The organism is Nostoc sp. C052, assembly GCF_013393905.1.
GTDB lineage: Bacteria > Cyanobacteriota > Cyanobacteriia > Cyanobacteriales > Nostocaceae > Nostoc.
The window spans coordinates 4130992-4150025 of sequence record NZ_CP040272.1; the positions used below are offsets into that span (position 1 = coordinate 4130992).

Consider the following 19034-nt stretch of genomic DNA (forward strand, 5'->3'; position numbering starts at 1 on the left):
ATTACCTTCCTAAAAGTTGTTGAATTGTGGCTACAAGTTGTTTAAGTTTTACGGGTTTAGTCAAATATTCGTTTGCTCCAGCCGCTAAACAAGTTTCGCGATCGCCAGGCATAGCTAATGCCGTCAGTGCAATAATTGGAATATGCAGAAATTGCTGATCGTTACGGATGCAGCGCATTGCTTCCAACCCATCCATTCCCGGCATTTGAATGTCCATCACAATTAAGTCGGGGCGTTGAACTCTCACAAGATCAATAGCTTGTTGTCCATTGTTTGCCAAAATGAGACGATACCCTCGACTTTCAAGATAGCCAGACATAGTATCAATATTTGCTTGATTATCTTCTGTCAGCAAAATCAGAGGAGTGTCCAGGATCACATCGGGCACTACAATTAGATTTGGCGAGTCAAAACGGGCAGAAGCATGGAGTTTCTCTATAGTTACCTGAAGTTGAGCGCGAGTAATGGGTTTGACCAAGTATTCAAACGCTCCCTGAGCCAGTCCTTTGCTACGCTCATCCACAACTGAAATGATGATTGCTGGAATATCTTTGGTTTTTGGGTTGGCTTTGAGTTGATTTAGTACATCCCAACCTGATAGATTAGGCAATTGTAGATCCATAACGATCAAAGCAGGCTGAACGCGAAGTACTTCTTCTATAGCTCCTTCACCTTGGGGATAGATGATGGGCTGCATTCCCATTTCGCGGAAGTAACGAGTAATTTGTTCAGCCGCCGCAACAGAATCTTCGATAATCAAAACTTGAGCATTCTCAGCAGGTAAGCTATAGTTGGGCAAAAAAGTAGTTACCTGCGTGGTTAGAACCTTATCGCTAATACAGTAGGGAATGCGAACAGTAAAACAACTTCCCTTGCCAACTTCACTGCTAACTGAAACTGTTCCTCCATGTAGGGTAACAATCTGTTGTACCAGTGCTAAACCTAGACCAGTGCCACTGTACTGGCGGTTGAGGCTGCTGTCAAGCTGGATGAAGGGCTGAAACAGCTTGCCGATTTCTTCTGCGGCAATACCGATGCCGGTGTCAGTGATATGAAAGCACAGGTTTGGGGAAGATGAGGAACACAAGGAAGAATTTACTTCCCCTGCTCCCCCTGCCCCTCTGCCCCTCTGCCCCTCTGCTCCCTCCACCCTGACTTCTAGCTTTACAGAACCCCCTTCTGGCGTGAACTTGACAGCATTGCTCAACAGGTTGATTAGTACCTGACGCAGGCGGCGATCGTCTACTTGGATGGTGTCAATATTCTCAGAAATATGAGTATTAAGACGAATATGCTTTTTCAAAGCCATCTGCTTGATAAAGGCAAGGCTGGTATCACAAACGCTTCTGACAGAAACATCACTCAATTGCAGTTCCAGTTTGCCAGATTCGATTTTAGATAAGTCTAGAATGTCGTTGATTAGTTCTAGTAAATGTCTACCACTGCGCTCAATAGTAGCGATCGCTTTTGCTTGTTTTTCATTGATGGAACCAAATACACTTTCTAGTAAGCCCTCTGACATCCCCAAAATAGCATTGAGGGGTGTTCGCAGTTCATGGCTCATGTTGGCGAGAAATTCGTCTTTGAGGCGAGTGGCGCGGGCAAGTTCCACATTGGTGTGAGCAAGTTGCTCATTGGTTTGCCGCAGTTGTGCTTCGGCTTGTTTGCGTTCTGTGATATCTTCGTGAGATACCAGTATGCCAATCACCTCACCTGTACTATTGGTGAGAGGAACTTTATTTGTTCGCAGCCAGAGTTGTTCGCCGTTAGACCCTTCAAATGGCTCCTCATAGCCTAGTTTCGGTGTTCTGGTGTTCATCACCATTGCATCATCTGCACAGTAGAGATATGCCCATTTTGACCAAGGTAATTCAAAGTCAGTCTTGCCGATAATCTCATTGACTGTCAGTTGAGAATGGCGGATAAATGCTGGATTGCAGCCGATAAACCGCGATTGCCTGTCTTTCCAGAAAACACGTTGGGGAAATGTATCCAGTACTGTTTGCAGCATTTTGCGTGATTCTTCCAGTGCTTGCGCGATTTGTTTGCGATCGCGGATATCAAATAGAGTGGTGCGGCTGTATAAATAGTTCCCATTTACATCCATAACGGCAGTGGCGCTGATCAGCACTGGCAAAACCGTGCCATCTTTGCAGAGGATGTCAAACTCCAAATCTTTTACCCAGCCTTGTTCTTTGAAGCGAGGATAGTTTTGTGCGAAGGACAAGCGACTGGCTGGGGTGAGAAAATTCGTCAGGGGTTGGCCAATCATTTCCTCACGGGTATAACCCAACCATTGCAGTTCAGTCTCGTTGATCTTGAGCAATCGGCCTTCGCTATCGAGGGAATGGTAGCCACAAGGGGCATTATTGTACAAATCTTCGACGACATGGGCATATTTCGCCAGTCTCTCTTGTGCCTGTTTGCGTTCGCTGATATCTGTAACCCGTACTAGGTTCATGGTACGTCCGGCAACAGTAATCAGTTTAGCTGCAATGTTTCCCCAGAAAATTTTCCCCTGAAGAGTAACATATTCAATCTCTCGGCTCCAGACACCTTTTGACTGCATATCTATGACGATCGCATCCGTTTCGCTAGGAGTGAATGGATATCGCTGAAGTGTTTGCCCATTAATATTAATCAATTCAGTTTTATCAACCGCCTCAAACTGTTCCACCGCCCGCCGATTGCAATCTAAGGTAAGTAGCGTTTGCGGATCGACCAGAAAAATGGCATCAGCAGATTCGTTAAAAATTGCTTCTCGCAAATCCTGATTGTGGATGAGTTCTTGTTCGGCTTGTTTGCGATCGCTGATATCATAGTTAATCCCAATCATCCGTACAGGTTCACCCTGTTGGGTACGTTTGAAAATACCGTAACCTTTGAGGAAACGAATTTCTCCACTTGGCTGGACAATGCGGAACTCAACATTATATTCTTTTTTGCCTTGGACAACTTGCTCCATAATTTCCAGTAGATAAGGGCGATCGTCCGGGTGCAGGCAGTTGAACCAAGCATCAAAAGAACCGTTAAAATTAGTGTTTCTCACTCCATACAGTTCGTACATGCGATCGTCCCAAATTTGCTTGTCTTGGACGAAATCATATTCCCAAATACCGAATCCTCCAGAGCTAATGGCTAGGGTGAGCCGTTCGGAGAGGTGATGCAGTTTTTCTTCAGCAAGTTTACGAGCGCTAATGTCTGTCAATGTACCGATGTAGCCGATAATCGTGTCGTTGGTGTTGATTTCGGGTAGCACTTGCACATAGAACCAGTTGATGCTGCCATCTGGACGTATATGCCTGCCTTCACTCTGATAAAATTCCCTTGGGTTAACATGTTCTTGCTCAAATTTTAGAGACCATTCCCTCCCCAAACGCTCGCTGTCTTCTGGGTGCAAAGCCTGTATCCAACCCATCCCCAATGCTGCCTGTGTTGGTCTACCAGTCATCTCACTCCAGCGATCGTTGGCGTAGATGCAGCTACCAAAGACATCCAGCCGGAAAATAGCTACAGGAGCCGCTTCTGCTAGATGTGCATAACGAAGTTCGCTGTCTTGAAGGGCTTTCTCTATTTGTTTTTGCTGGGTAATATCTTTGGCAATACCCAAGAAGCCAATATTGTTTCCTTCCAAATCTTGGAGGATTTTCACCGACAGAAATACAGGGAAGCAAGAGCCGTCTTTACGAATGTAAGTCCATTCATTTTCATAGGTGCTTCCATTTTGAGTGACGATAGTAAAAAATTCCCTACCGGGTGCAATTTCCCTACCCAATTCCAACGAGAGTTCTGCTGCTCGTTGGTTGAGTTCTTCCAAGTCGTGAAATCTAACTGGGTTTATTTTTTGAATGACCTCATCGGCTTTGTAGCCCAACATTTTTTGAGCAGCTGCGTTGAAGGTTTGGATGCCATTTGAGTTATTGTAAATAATGGCATAGTCAGTACCATCTAAAATAGCTTGTTGCAAATTAGTAATAGCTAATAATTCAGCTTCTACTTGTTTGAGTTTTGTAATGTCAATATGGCAACCAATCATGCGGAGAGGATTGCCATCTTGATCCCATGCAATGACATGACCGGAACAAATTACCCAAACGGTAGAACCATCTTTGTGTCGATATCTCACCTCATTGTAAAAGGGAATTTGTCCACGACTTTGGACGTGTTGCTCAAAAAGTTCCATAACACCTGGTAAATCCTCTGGAAAAATCAGGCTTTGCCAGCTATCTGGTGTATTTGGCAATTCACGATCTTCATAGCCAAACATCTGTTTGAAGGTTAAGCTCCAATACTGCTGATTGCTGGGAATATCCCAGTCCCAGTAACCTGCTAGGACTACTTCGAGAATCTGCTCTAGAAGATGTAATTCAATTTGCAATATTTGAGCGCGTCGCCGTTCTTCTTCTAAGAGTTTGCGTTCTGTGATGTCTATTAGCACGCCCAACATCCGTAGCAGTTGTCCAGTTGCGTCGTAAACTCCCCGTCCTTTTGCTGATACCCAGTGAATGCTGCTATCTTGCCAGACAACTCGGTATTCCACAGCGTAATCGGTTTGTGTGGCGATCGCCTGCCTTAGATCCTGTTCAACCCATTGTCGATCCTCTGGATGTAACTGATTGAGCCATTTTTCATAAGTCCAGTTCTCATCACTCAGATCGGAACTAAAACAGCGAATTGCATTTTCACTAGCAAATATTTGATTGGTGATTGGGTTCCACTCCCAATAGCCAATACCAGCAAAATTCAGGGTTAACTTGAGCTTTTCTTCACTGACTTTTAAAGCTGCTTCTGTCCGTTGGCGTTCTGCCAGTTCTGCCTGTAATTGCTGATATGCACTTCCCTGCTGAATGGCGATCGCTATTTGCACTGCCAGTTGATCCAACAAATCTAGTTCTACTGATTGCCAATGGCGAGATGCAGTACATTGGTGAGCAATTAATAATCCCCATAATTGCTCTTTAACTAAAATGGGTACTACCAGATTGGCTTTGACTTCAAATTGTTCTAGAAGCTGCAAATGACAACTAGTTAAACCAGCCTGATAAATATCGTCGATTGCTCGTTTTTTCCCTTGGCGATAGTCGCTTCCGGCTCCCTGTTGAAAGCAGGTGTCCAGAATTTGTCTTCCCATAGCCACCGTCCAACCAGAAAGCACTGACTCCGCGACAATTGTACCGCTCATATCTGGCTGAAATTGATAGACCACTACTCGGTCTGTTTGCAAAAACTGCCGTATCTCTGTGGCAATGGTACACAGAATCTCTTCTAATTTAAGAGACTGACGAATCCGTAAGGCGATCGCGGCAATCAGTTGTTGTTGTTCCTGACTTTGTTCTAATTGTCGAATTAGATGCATCCGTTCAACGGCATGATGAATTGCGCCTTGAAGAACTTCAGCCGTGAGTTTATCTTTAACTAGATAATCTTGAACAGTGCTTTTCATCGCTCGGATAGCGATAATTTCCTCCCCTTGTCCTGTCAGTATAATTGCAGTTTGGGTATGACTATAGCATTCCCGAAATTGCTGAATAAACTTCAGCCCATCCCCATCAGGTAACGCAAAATCCAGCACAATCACATCTGGTATCTCCTGCTGACACCATTTCAGTGCTGGCGTTGCTGTCTCAAACTCCAAAATGCGATAAGTATACAGATTATCTTGCTGCAAGAATTGATAATATACTTCCCGATCTTGAACGCAATCATCAATCAGCAGGATCGTGAGGCAACAAGGATGACTCATAAGCTAAAAATACAAACGCGATCGCGCTTCCAAAAAATTATACCTCGATTAATATCATGCTAATAGCATGATATTAATCGAATAATTGATCAGCTAAAAAACATCTAATTTGCATAATCGAATTAAACATAACTCTTGTGGGGTGGGCAACATGAGTGCCCAGCTTATGCAATTTAAATATGGAACAGCTTACCAATAACTACTGAAATCAGCGGGTAGCTATCTCTCTTACCTTTCAAGGGATGGAATCATCGCCTATTTTGAGATCCAGAATAGACAAAATGCTGAGATATCTCTATATTGCCCTTTCGCATGATGCGATCGCCAAATCCCAGAAAAATTTTTGCCTCCGTGTTCAGTATAAATAAAATTCGTAATCATACCTAAGAATTCTCTGAAAGCTTTCAGTAAATTTGCTGCTAGTAAAATTCATTTTTCAATAATCAGACTAGCAGCGTCAAAACCTTTGTTTTAGCGCAATGTTTAGGTTGGACTGCACCTACAGATTGCCATTAAAGTTTTAGATCGTCGATTTCATTGGCTTGTTCTCCAGCATTCTTCTATAAAACCTCCTCAGTTCTACGGATGATCTAGAGTAGTGTCTCAGTATTTCTTCTCAAAATTCAAAATATCCCTTCTAGTAAATACTCTCAATTTAATCTAAAAAAAATTCCTGTTTTTCCTCGATTACTTTTTTGTTTAAATCCTGAATACTAAATGTAGTGCAAACAAAAAAAGCTCCAAAACATCTTATATAGTTGCCAGAAAAATTTTGCTTTTAGCTAGTTAAATGTCTTGGAATTTCAACATTAATTCTAATTTCAAAGGAGTTTTAATCTCATGTCACTAGCAGGTATAGAGCGTCGCTTACAGCATAAATCAGTCTCAAAAAAAGCTGTAAGATCCAAATGGAATCCTATTAACTCTTTTTTGTTACTAGTATCTTTAATTATTTTAGGAACCTCTAGCTTTATGATTACCTCTTACATCCTGTCTTTAGTTAGCTCTATAGTTTCATCTTCCGTTACCAGTCCGACATCAATTCCCTGGATTGAGAATAAGTCTGACTGTGAAAATACTAATAGAACCTGGGGTGATAATAAGTGTTGGGATTATGAACATAGTTCAATGTTTTAAATCTTAGTAGTTTACTCAAATCATAGTTATTACTTAGTTCCAACATCTGGCATTACAGTTAAGCTGCATCTACCTGAAAAACATAGTTTTTTAAATAAAAATTTGCTCAATCAAGCAATATTCAACAACATAATTGTTATAAAACCCATCTTTTCAACATAAATTAACTTGATTTAAATAATATAAACTTTACATAAAATCAGAATAGAATTAATCCTAGAAAACACTGATGCTTTTCAAAAAAATATAAGTAACAATGTTCTTTACATCTTTTATAAAGAAACATAATTTCTTTTCAGGCATCTATACATAATGTTTATTAACTCTCTCAGTTCTGATAATTTACAACAGACTATCATTCGTCACCCACTCATTGTTAACTCTGAGATTCTGCTTCCCGATGTGATTGCGCTGATTAATGAAGCACAAGGTAATTGTCATGGCTTGCCAAACAAAAATAGCAATTCTTTGACAAATTCCAGTAAAGATGTAGACAGCACTGCATCTCAAGCTGCCAGTTGTGTTTTAGTTATAGAAAACTCGCAATTGGTAGGGATACTTACACAACGAGATTTAATTAAATTGACAGCACAAGGAAAGAATCTAGAGGGAATCAGTGTTGCCCAAGTGATGACAAGGGAGTTAATAACACTGAAATTAAAAGATTTTAAAGATGTTTTTACTGCGTTACATTTGCTCAGGCAACATCGGATTTGCCATCTGCCCATTGTTGGCGAGCAAGGAGAAGTAATTGGATTGGTTACTCCTACGAGTTTGCTGACAGTTTCTATTCTACAAGCAGAACTCTACAATTATACACGAGTTAAACTTGTAGAACGCCAGAGAATTGAGGCAGAACTGCGATTGGAGCGTAATTTTGTTTCTACCGTTTTGAATCTAGCAGATGCTTTAGTTATTGTACTAGATTCTCAGGGAAGAATTATTCGCTTCAATCATACTTGCGAACAAGCTACAGGTTACGCATTTGATGAAATTAAAGGAAGATTTGTTTGGGATGTGTTGCTGTTACCTGAAACAACAGCATGTATCAAAGATATTTTTCAAAATTTAACAACCAAAGAATTTCCTCAACGTTACGAAACTTCTTTAGTTACTAAGAATAGCGATCGCCGCTTAATTTCTTGGTCAAATAAAGTCTTACTTAATCGGGATAATCAAGTTGAGTATATCGTCTGTACTGGCATTGATATCACTGAAAGCCGAAAAGCACAAGAGGAACTCCAGCAAACTCGCAACTTTTTACAGTCAATGATTAATAATTTGCCTGTGGCCGTTTTTGTTAAAGATGCCAAACCAGAAAATTTTGGTAAATTCAAGCTCTGGAATCATACATGCGAAAATATTTTTGGTATTACCGCAGAGCAAGCTATTGGCAAAACAGGTTACGAATTCTTCCCAAAAGAACAAGCAGACTTTTTCTACCAAAAAGACCTAGAAACTTTTGCTAGCGGTTTACCTCAAGATATTTCTGAAGAACCTATTGATAGTCATAATTTTGGCAGAAGAATTTTACACACGACTAAAATTCCTTTGTATGACAAAGACCAGCAACCCGAATACCTGTTATGTATTTCCGAAGACATTACAGAATACAAACGAGCAGAAAAAAATCTACAACAAGCAAAAGAGCAATTACAAACGGTTTTAGATGCAGTACCAGGGTTTGTTTCTTGGGTAAATGATGATGGGTATTATTTAGGAGTTAATCGCCATTTAGCTGAAAGTTTTAACCTGACTACCGATGCTTTTGTTGGTCAAGAATTGGGCTTTATGGAAAACAGCCCGCAATTTACAGAATTTATGCGGGAATTTTTAGATGGGCAAGACATAGCAGATTCTCAGGTTATTGATGTCCAAATAAATGACAAAACACGCAATTACTTACTCGTCGCTCAAAAATATCAACAAAACACAGCTGCGGTTGCAGTCGGGATTGATATTACAAAACGAAAACAAGCTGAAATAGCCTTACAAAGTTTGATAGAAAGTACCGCTTCTACAACTGGGTGTGACTTTTTTCCAGCATTAGTTGAGCATATTTCTTCTACTTTAGATGTTCGTAACACTTTGGTAACTGAATTAATTGATGGGCAAGTTCACACTTTAGGATTGTGGTCTGATGGGCAGTTACAACTAAATATTTCCTACGATCAAAAATCAACTCCTTGTGAAATTTTGCTCAAGCAAGGATTTTATTACTGTGGTTCAGGAATTCAGCAAGTCTTTCCTAATGCTGAAATATTGACTGCAATGAAAGCCGAAAGTTTTATGGGAGTTATTTTAAGTGATGATTTTGGTCAACCGATTGGCTCATTGTGCATCATAGATGAAAAATCTATACCTGATCAACAAAAATTTGAAGGAATTCTCAAAGTATTTGCAGCCAGGGCATCTGCTGAACTGCAAAGACAACGAGCGCAAGAAGCTCTACAAAAACTTAATCAAGATTTAGAAGTCAGGGTTCAGCAACGCACTTTAGACTTACAAAAAAGTGAGGCAGAACTTAGTGCTATTTTTAATCAAGCAGCGGTGGGAATTAAACTAGAAGCTTTAGATGGTCGTTTTCTGAAAGTTAATCAAAAGTTGTGTGAAATTATTGGCTATAGCCAAGCAGAAATTCTGAATAAAAACTTTAGAGATATAACACATCCAGAAGATATACAAGCCCATCTAAATAAGTTGCAACAATTAATAGCAGGAAAGGTAGAAACATTTTCCATAGAGAAGCGCTATTTACATAAAAATGGCGCTCCAATTTGGATAAATCTAACGGTTTCTCTAATTCGAGATCCTATTGGTAAACCTATTTATGTGATTGGGGTGGTTAAAGATATACGCGAACGCAAACAAGCTGAAGAAAATATTTGTAAGGCTTTAGCAAAAGAAAAAGAACTCAGTGAGTTAAAATCTCGTTTCATTTCTATGACTTCCCATGAGTTCCGAACCCCTTTAGCCGTAATTACTTCATCTGCCGGCATCTTAAAAAGTTTTAGCCATAAACTAGATGAACAACAAAAGCAGAAACATCTCCAGTGTATTCAGACTTATGTTCAACACACTACTCAACTTTTAGATGATATTTTGCTAATTAATAAAGCTGAAGCTGGAAAATTAGCATTTGAACCAACTTGTATTAATTTAGTTGATTTCTGTCGCTCTTTAGTAGAAGAAATTCAACTCAGTTCTCCCAGGCATACTCTAGCCTTATATCCTCAGCACTTGGGTAATTCATCAACAGATGATTACTTTATGGCTTGTATAGACAAGAAACTTTTGCGACAAATACTGAGCAATTTGCTTTCAAATGCTGTCAAATACTCACCAGACAGCAGTAATGTTCAAATTGATCTATTAGTTCAAGATCAAAGCGTAGTTTTTCTAATTAAAGATGAAGGTATTGGTATTTTACTGGAGGAGCAGCAGAATTTATTTGAACCATTTTACCGAGCTAGTAATGTTGGTAATACGCCAGGAACGGGATTAGGCTTGGCAATAGTCAAGAATTGTATAGATATTCATAGAGGAAGAATTAGCTTTGCTAGTCAAGTCGGAGTCGGTACGACATTCCGGGTAGAACTGCCACTAACTATAACCAATGTCATCCAGGAAAAACATCTCGATATGTTATTAGTAAATAATTTTAGGGAACAATAAACTAAGGTATATTATTGGCATCTCACATAGTTTACCAAATCGTTAAGATGGAAAATCTATTTTAGCTGCTACATTTACTGTGTCTATACAGATAATAAAATCACCTAGTTAAAATCACTATTTAAATAAACAATGAACGAGAAAATATTAGTAATTGAAGATGAAATTCAAATTTCTGAAAATGTCCAACAGATTCTAAGTTTGTCAGATTTTAATGCTATCACTGCAAATAATGGTTTAGAAGGATTACGACTTGCTAAAACAGAAAAACCAGACCTGATATGTTGTGATATTATGATGCCTGAACTTGATGGTTATGGTGTACTGACAGCCTTACGCCAAGATCCATTAACTGAATCTATCCCAGTAATTTTTCTAACTGCAAAAGCAGATCGTGATGGCTTACGCCAAGGTATGGAGTTAGGAGCCGATGATTACCTGACAAAACCTTTTTCTCCAGAAGAACTTTTGAAAGCAATTAAGATTAGATTGGCTCGGATAGAAAAACCAATTTTAATCAAACAACAATATGAACAAGCACATCAACAAAATGCCAATCTGAAGCAGCAGATAGAAGTAAAATCACAAAAATTACAAGAAAGTCAATACTTAGCAGAAATATGCAATGAGGTTTTACAAAAACTTTTACAAGACTTAAGTAATCCGCTTTCAAATATCAATATGGCAATCTATATGCTGAAGAAAGCTCGATCAGATATTGAGCGCGATCGCTACTTGAATATCCTACAACAAGAGTATGCGAGAGAAATGCTACTTTTGAATGAAATGAAGAATTTACAAACATTATTAACCCCAGAAAATGCCAAAATTATGCAAAAGTTTCATTTGTTAAACCATAGTAAACAGTAGATTATTTCATAATAAATTCCAGTGTTTTTGCTTAGGTATTAGATGTGATTATCCTGTATGATTGAGAGTTAATTTTTCTGGTTCAAAAAGATAAGCTTTATATAGATTCCAGATAATTCTAGACCAATCAAAATAATATTATTTTTAATAATCATAGATGAATACAATTTTAATCATAGAAGATGAACCCCAGGTCAGAGTAAACATTCAGGAAATTTTACAACTTTCTGATTTTGAAACTTTGATAGCTGCAAACGGTAAGATTGGCTTAGAAATTGCTCAAGCAAAATTACCAGATTTAATTATCTGTGACATTATGATGCCTGAGTTAGACGGTTATAGCGTGCTTTCTGCTCTGCGTCAGAATGAAGCAACTACCAATATTCCTTTAATATTTGTTACTGCTAAAGCAGAGCGTTCAGATTTTCGCCAAGGGATGGATTTTGGCGCTGATGATTATTTAACTAAACCATTTACTCCTGAAGAACTACTCAGTGCCATCGCTTCTCGTCTTGATAAGCACGCTTTGACTGAACGTCAAGCTCAAGCCAAACTAGACGAACTCAGAATGAATATTGCTCATTCATTACCTCATGAACTAAATACTCCTTTAAATGGTATTCTTGGTATGTCACAGTTATTAATGGAAAATTGTGGCATCATGCCTGGCTCGGAAGAAGTCGAAATTGCAGAATTGATTTACACCTCTGCCAATCGTTTGAATGAATTAGTTAAAAGATTTTTACTATATAGTAATCTAGAATTAATCGCTAAAAATCCTGAAAAAATACGTCAAATCCAAGAACAAAGAGATAAATGTTTCGCGGAGAAAATTATTAGTGAAATTGCTCTCAAAAAGGCTAGAGACAACTGTAGGCAAAAAGATTTAACTCTAGATATCCAAGAATCTACAGTACAACTGCCAGAAGAAAATTTAAGTATTCTTATTGAAGAATTACTTGAGAATTCTTTTAAATTTTCTTTGCCAAGTAGCGAAGTTCAAGTTAAGAGTACAGTCGAAGATAATAAATTTAATTTATATGTTATTGATAATGGTAAAGGGATGACAATTGAAGAAATTGATAAAATTGGAGCCTTTGTACAATTTAATCGAAAGTCATGGGAACAACAAGGCTCTGGCTTAGGGTTAGCTATTGTCCAGCATATTGTGAAATTATATGGTGGGGAATTTACAATTGATAGCATTCCTGAAAAAAGAACTATTGTAAGTATTTGTTTGCCCTGCTAGGATACGCTGGCAATCCGATTTGATAAGAAGAAAGGCAGGGGGCAGTCCCGATGAAACAAGTTTCTAAAGCCTTGCATGAAAGAGGGACAAGGGAGACAAGGGGGACAACGGAGACAAATAATGAAGAGTGCTGAGTATGGTAAATGACTCTTTCAAGTCAGCTACTCATGGGAAAAACCCACAACCAAATATGAAAGTATGATAATTCTAACTAGTTCCCAGCCTCTAGGCTGGGAATCCATTCTGGGAGGCTTCGCCTCCTCTTTTTTGACTAGAGGCAGAGCTTCTGAGAATACATTCCCTGCCTTGAGGCTGGAAATGAGGCTACACGAGCTTTCGAGCTTTTCTTAGTGCCATTCCCCCAGTCCCCAGTCTTGGTAAAGGGCACGACTTGTTGAATTTACGACAAAAGTATTAATAATCAAATCACCACATTAGAGTTCAATTAACTTGAAGCCCCAAGGTTTGAGGGCTGCTAGAGCTAGTTCTGGATCTACGCCTTCATAAGCTTCCCATTCCAAGGGGTGTTCTTTAGGATGTCCATCGCCAACATTGCCTGCAACTTTGATTATCGGACAGTTGGCGATGCGATCGCGCTCCAACCCTCTTGGAATTGCTAGTTCGATTTTGTGCCCGATAAACTTCGCTGTACTATCATTAGCTACAGATTCACGGATTAAACAAATATCACCCGCAGTTCCCCAAGTAGTTTGGTAAATGTGGAGAAACGATATATAGGTTGCTGGTTTGATGGATCTTTTTAGAACGTGCATTATCTGTAATCCTTATACTATGAGTCAAAAATCATAAATGATATAAGTATTTTCTATCACGTTCGTAGGGAAGAATGTTCTTAAATCACATTTTGCACCTAGTCCAGGCGATTAGAAACCGCCTGGTAGAGGATGTGAAGCTTAAAATACGATAATTGCCCACATACTAGCTCCCAAAGCGATCGCTGCTAGGTGTTGCCAAAGGAGCGCTTTTACTGGTTGCTTTGCAATTTTTTGCGTTAATAATATAGTCATTAACACGGAGAAAATGATCGTTGTACCTTGCAAAAAGGCAATCACTGCTGGATGAGCAACCAATATTGGCAATTGTTCACCACCCATACCAAGGGTAGCAAAAGTTACGGGTAAAATCCGTCCGCCTTCGCCTAAGCCCAAGCGCAGATAGTGAGCCAAGTTTCCCCCCAATACTAATGGTAAGTAGCCATAAGCAAGTTCTACAAATTTTCGAGGCTTACGGTTAAAATTTAACACTTGGAGCAAGCCATAAGCGGCAAAGGTAAAAATCGCTGGGATAATTAACACTAGCAACGATAATCCCAAGTGCTGCCAAAACTGAGTTAAATCCACTTGTAACCCCAACCAAGATAGCAATTCTGGCAAGCGATGCAGATATATTCCACCCAACAGCAAAAATAGTAATGCTACTTCATAGGTGCGCGGTACATGAGTTGTCCACAGTTCAATACCAGGGGGACGCAAGTTGAATTCAACAGAACGATGGGGACAAGCTTTGAGACAAGTCATGCACAGTACGCAATCTCGGTTATCTTCTAGCTGCGCTGGGTGAGAGTATAAGGGACATCCATTCGTTTCCAGCCCTTCGCCCTTTTGCGGACCACCTTTATAGCACTGATAGGTGGTGCAACTGGCAGAACAAATACCTTGCTGTGCCCGGAGTTCTGTCATGGAAAGTTTGGCAAATAAACCATTCATCCCGCCGATGGGGCAGAGATAACGACACCAAAACCGCCGCTCAAAAAGAGCCGAGAAAATCATCGCTCCGGCGGTAATCAACAGCAGCAAACAAGCGCTAAGGTAGGCAGTATTTTCTAAATGCCAGAGTTCTTCCCATAAGAAAATTAGGGAGAATAACCCAAACATGAACCATCCGCCCCATTTCTCAGCTTGCTCTCTCGGCCAGCGCTTGAGTTTTCGAGGCCACAACCAGAGGGAGAGCTTTTGGGTAATTTCTCCGTAAATCATGAAAGGACAAACAGAACACCAGATACGACCTAAAAAGGGAAAGAGAAATAAGAAGAAAGGCCACCACCAAGCCCAAAATAGATTTAATACGAAATTGCGATCGCGGGTTTGTGGCCCAATAAATAACACTGCAACAATAATTGCAAAAACCGTTGCAGTAAAACCATAGTTAATGCGATCGGGCCACCAAGGACTACGTAAAAACCGCCGTAAAGGCGGATAGGCATTTAACAGATTCAATCGAAATCGTTTTTTCTTCGTTTCGGCTGGCCAGAAAATTTCTTCTGTTAATTCACTCGCACCCTCAGCTTGCACGATCGCTCTTTCTACGAGATTTTTTAATTCCTTGAGATTGCCAGGAAAATCATAAGATTGTAGGCGACGCAAGGCTTCGGGGGTGATATGCGGTTTAGAAACGCCTCTAGATCGAGTGTAGAGACTAGTATAATATTCTACCTGTACCTGAATATCAGCTTTCCGCACCCGTAGCGGTGGGACTTTAATAATGTGACCAACAGAACGTTCAATCGTTGGCTGAGTTTTTTCTGAAACAATCAGAATTCTGGCTTTACTGGGGCGAGGTTGGGGGGCTGGCTCACCAGAACGACTCGCAGGTGTATATGTCCCAGTTTTGAGCAAATGCGTCACCGGAGCTAATAATTCTTCGGGCAATTCTTGGATGTTGTTGAGAACGAGAGTACCTTCTCCCAACCATTCCAACAATCCTGCTTTACCGCCAGCGCGACCGAATAAATCTGCACCACTAGTTTGGAGAATACCACAATTGACTTTAATAATTGGTTCTCGCCGTTTTGGCGAACCAAAGTGGATGAGAGCTGCTATATTGTCTTTTTCTAAACCTGGTTCTCCGAAAATATCCACAGATTTGCGGTCAGCAGCCGCTTCGCGAATTTGCTCCCGCAGCCGCATAGCATAACGACTTGTACCGACAATTCCCCGTTGCGCTTTGGTAACTAAATAGGGTCGCAAAGCTACAGAACGTTCTTGCTCATAGCTCAGTGCAGATGTTACTTGAGCTAATTCTTGAACCAATTGGCGAGAAAAAGCCTGAGTAATTTCGGGGTATTGGGTGACTAAAGCACGAAATTTAGCAGCAGGTATAACCCACAAGTGACATTCTGTCACCGTCGTAATTGTGAATGGAGTTAATTCTTCTAGCAGCAATTGTTTGAGTTCAATCACTGATCCGGGAAGGAATCCACAAGCTAAGGCTGGATTAGTGCTATTGCTTTCGAGTTGACCTTCCACGAGAATATAAAGGGCTTCTGGAGGAGTGCCTTCGCTAACTAAGTCAGTTTCGGCACTCACAACTTGTTCTTCAATTACTTGGGCGATCGCATTTAATACTTCAGGTGAGAGAATCCCTAAACTGGTGCGTTCTTGTAGCCATAAGACCGTTTCTGGAGATGTCATCTTAAGTTCTCCGTGTAGGCTGCTGTATAATAAGGATTATCCCTGAAAGGGTATGTCAAAATATTGTTCTTTCTCTGATGAGCGATCGCTCTTAAACCCTTTGACTTTGTTGGCTTTGATGTCTGGCTTGCCTTCTTCTCCCTTGAGACGGTTGTTTTCAGAGCGCAACTTCTGGTTTTCTGGTTCTAAATCTTTAACTTTTGAGTTTAGTTGCTCTATCAGGTTTAGTAATATCTCAAGTCTAATGATTTTGATAGTGTTCGCAAATAATTGATCATGGGATAAGCCTGGTCAAGCCGTTATCCAAAGCAGTGTACAAACCGCTCACTTCCCATTCCACTAATGAACAACCTTTCCTTTTGGTTATTCAGTAATTGCTGTGTCCAATCGGTAAACCCACCATCAACAAGGAAATACTCGGTTCCTGATGAGTCACAACCGTAGATGTGGAATCCAGCACTATGATAGTAACCACGGCCAGTTTCGCGCTCCTGATCAAAGGCAAAGGTAATCCCCGCATATTTTGCAGCGAGTTTTTCCAGCACTGAGGTTTGGAGTGTATTATAACGAGCTTGATCAAATGCAGTCAACGAAACACGCACGTCTGCGATCGCAAACCCGGCGTGATTAGCTGCATCAAAGAGCTGGAAATAGAATTCCAGATGTTCTGTGAGAGAGTCAATCTCAAAGTGATACGAGCCGATGTCACGTCCAGCCGTACACAAACCCAGCAGACGGAAATGTGGGAAAGTTGCCGCGCCACGACGCATACCTTGGGTGCGTAGCACGCGATGGCTGGCACACAATTTTGTTACCTCATGTACAGGTACACCTTTGGTAGAAATTGCTCGCCGCCGCCTTGCACACTCCAGCGCCAAAACATTCGTCGCATCCGCAGTCACTTCGGTATTGCGAATGGTGGTTAGTACCTTGTTTTGGTTAACCGTCGCCACGACCGAGTTTGTGCCAAGCGGACAAACGGGCGAAAGTTCCAGCACCTCAAACCCTGACGGCAGCAGGGAATAGGCGAGGCGATCAAATTCCATTAGTTGCTGGGGACTCACCTGAGACGGCGTGGCAAAGCGGTTGTGTTCATACTGCTGTAAGAGGTCGCTGGGCTTGAGGCTGGCGGTACGTCGGCGATAGACCTCAAGCAGGAGAGATTGTAAGTCTGACAAACTCAGCCGATTTGTCAGGATATCAAGGAGGTCTGGGGTGTCAGCTGTGGTGAGAATGCGCTCAAGGATTTTGTCTTCCATAATCATGCTCTCTTTTGTGTGAATAGCCTACCATCAATGGACTTATTGCAAAAGTTGGGGTAAAAGGGAAGGTGGTATCCCCTATGGGGATAAAGGGCGGGGGAAAAGGGTAAAGAAACTCAAAATCCTTTCCCTTTAACTTTTACCCTTTTCCCTAAGAGTGCAAAAACATATTTTTGCAACAGGTCTAATGGTTGTAAGTCCCACTACTCGTAAATTGGAAATCAGCAATTATGGCACTATATCTAGACTCAGCGATCGCATCGGAAGCTGAAGTTGTTAAACTTTGGGGATGGGTGAAAGGCATTACCACAAATCCCACGCTGTTGTCTCAAAGCGATACCCCACCAGAAACCACGCTCAAAAAATTGGTTGCCTTGACAAATGGCCCATTGTACTATCAACTTATGGCATCAGATAAAGCTGGGATGCTAGCTGAAGGTAGAAAAGCTTTCGAGATTATTGGTTCACAAACAATTTTGAAAATTCCCGCAACACCATTAGGGTTTGAAGTGGTGGCGAGTCTATCACCAGAAATTACCTGTTCGGTGACAGCGATTTATAGTGCAGCACAAGCAGCAGTAGCGCGGGAAGCAGGTGCTAAAATTGCGATCGCTTATGTAAATCGCGCCACTAGGTTGTTAGGTGACGGTATTGCTTTAGTGCGGGATATGGCTAGCGTCCTCAAAGGTAGTGATACGGAAATCTTGGCAGCGAGTATCAAATCTCCTGAAGAAGCAGCCGCATCGTTGCAAGCCGGGGCAGATCATTTGACTTTACCATTGGCAATGTTGCAGGCGATCGCAACTCATGAATTCTCACAGAAAACTGTTGAAGAATTCGCTAAAGGAGGCATTGGCTTAACTAATTCGTAATTATTGGGTTTGAGTTTCACATCAAATTGTCAAACGTCATGAATAAGTGAATTTAGCTAAACTATTAAAGTCAAATAGCGAGAAGATGAAGAGTAAAAATATTTTAATTAGAGATGCAAAATCAAGTCAAATATTACAGTAGGATGGGGAAAAACGAGGCAAATCAAGATTTTGAAACCCAGGATCGGTAGCTTTTGTTTGTGTAGACGCGGTTTCTAACCGCCCGTTTCACGTTAAGTTGACACCAACGCATTTTCTGTCAACCCTACAAACTATAAATTCTCAGTTTAAAAATCAATTTTCATCTTGAGAGAGATTCCGCCAACTCGATTGATTATCTCACTTCCATCAACTACTTTAAAGCCGAATCGTTTATATAAAGTAAATGCCGGATTTGTTGCTCTGGAACTAAGTGATATTGATGGATAAGATGTTTTGGCTACTGCTAGCAAATTTGTGAGTAACTGCGTTCCTATGCCTTGATTTCTATATTCAGAAAGAATTGCTATTGCTAACTCAGGAGTGCAATCATCAACATAGCCATATCCTTTATTTTTACCTGTCAATAAACGCAGCCATGCGGCTCCTACTGGCTGATTACTGCTTTCCAAAATAGCGACGAAGCCACTATCATCCTTACATCCCCAATTTTTCACATATTTTGCCAAATCAGGATTATTCTTCGCATCTTGCACTGTCAAATTACCTTCTTCTACCAGATGGGCTGCTTCGTAAAGCATTTGCCAGAGAAAAGGCTCATCTTCTTGTGTGAGTGGACGAATAAAATAATCCATC

General features: G+C 40.7%; 10 protein-coding genes. 4 read left to right on the forward strand and 6 right to left on the reverse strand.

Annotated elements, in window-relative coordinates; genetic code table 11:
* Position 1 precedes the first annotated feature (1 nt).
* Positions 2-5743, reverse strand: a complete 5742-nt coding sequence (locus FD723_RS16800; RefSeq protein ID WP_179066340.1) for a PAS domain S-box protein — start codon at positions 5741-5743, stop codon at positions 2-4.
* 1449 nt (positions 5744-7192) lie between these two features.
* Here FD723_RS16800 and FD723_RS16805 point away from each other — a divergent pair.
* From FD723_RS16805 to FD723_RS16815, 3 genes are all read left to right on the forward strand, one after another.
* The gene (locus FD723_RS16805) at positions 7193-10555 is read left to right on the forward strand and encodes a PAS domain S-box protein (RefSeq protein WP_179066341.1); all 3363 of its coding nucleotides are present in this window, start codon (positions 7193-7195) and stop codon (positions 10553-10555) included.
* A 132-nt stretch (positions 10556-10687) separates the two neighbouring features.
* Positions 10688-11425, forward strand: coding sequence for a response regulator transcription factor (locus tag FD723_RS16810; RefSeq protein ID WP_179066342.1), 738 nt, complete (start codon positions 10688-10690; stop codon positions 11423-11425).
* A gap of 157 nt (positions 11426-11582) precedes the next feature.
* Positions 11583-12674: a response regulator gene (locus FD723_RS16815; RefSeq protein ID WP_179066343.1), complete on the forward strand. Its 1092-nt coding sequence runs from the start codon at positions 11583-11585 to the stop codon at positions 12672-12674.
* A 434-nt stretch (positions 12675-13108) separates the two neighbouring features.
* Here the strand turns inward: FD723_RS16815 and FD723_RS16820 are convergent, their stop codons facing one another.
* From FD723_RS16820 to FD723_RS16830, 4 genes are all read right to left on the reverse strand, one after another.
* Positions 13109-13447 (reverse strand): hypothetical protein, encoded by a 339-nt coding sequence (locus tag FD723_RS16820; protein WP_179066344.1) that lies wholly within the window; start codon positions 13445-13447, stop codon positions 13109-13111.
* 141 nt (positions 13448-13588) lie between these two features.
* A complete protein-coding gene (locus FD723_RS16825; protein ID WP_179066345.1) occupies positions 13589-16105 on the reverse strand; it encodes a sigma 54-interacting transcriptional regulator in 2517 nt (838 codons plus the stop codon).
* 36 nt (positions 16106-16141) lie between these two features.
* Positions 16142-16273, reverse strand: coding sequence for a hypothetical protein (locus tag FD723_RS42855; RefSeq protein WP_256874842.1), 132 nt, complete (start codon positions 16271-16273; stop codon positions 16142-16144).
* Between the two features lie 131 nt (positions 16274-16404).
* Positions 16405-17364 (reverse strand): hypothetical protein, encoded by a 960-nt coding sequence (locus FD723_RS16830; RefSeq protein WP_218651738.1) that lies wholly within the window; start codon positions 17362-17364, stop codon positions 16405-16407.
* 233 nt (positions 17365-17597) lie between these two features.
* Here FD723_RS16830 and FD723_RS16835 point away from each other — a divergent pair, with 233 nt between their 5' ends.
* Positions 17598-18239 carry a transaldolase family protein gene (locus tag FD723_RS16835; RefSeq protein ID WP_179066346.1) on the forward strand — a complete coding sequence of 214 codons (642 nt, stop codon included), beginning with the start codon at positions 17598-17600 and terminating at the stop codon, positions 18237-18239.
* 287 nt (positions 18240-18526) lie between these two features.
* Here the strand turns inward: FD723_RS16835 and FD723_RS16840 are convergent, their stop codons facing one another.
* A complete protein-coding gene (locus FD723_RS16840) occupies positions 18527-19033 on the reverse strand; it encodes a GNAT family N-acetyltransferase (protein WP_179066347.1) in 507 nt (168 codons plus the stop codon).
* Position 19034 lies beyond the last annotated feature (1 nt).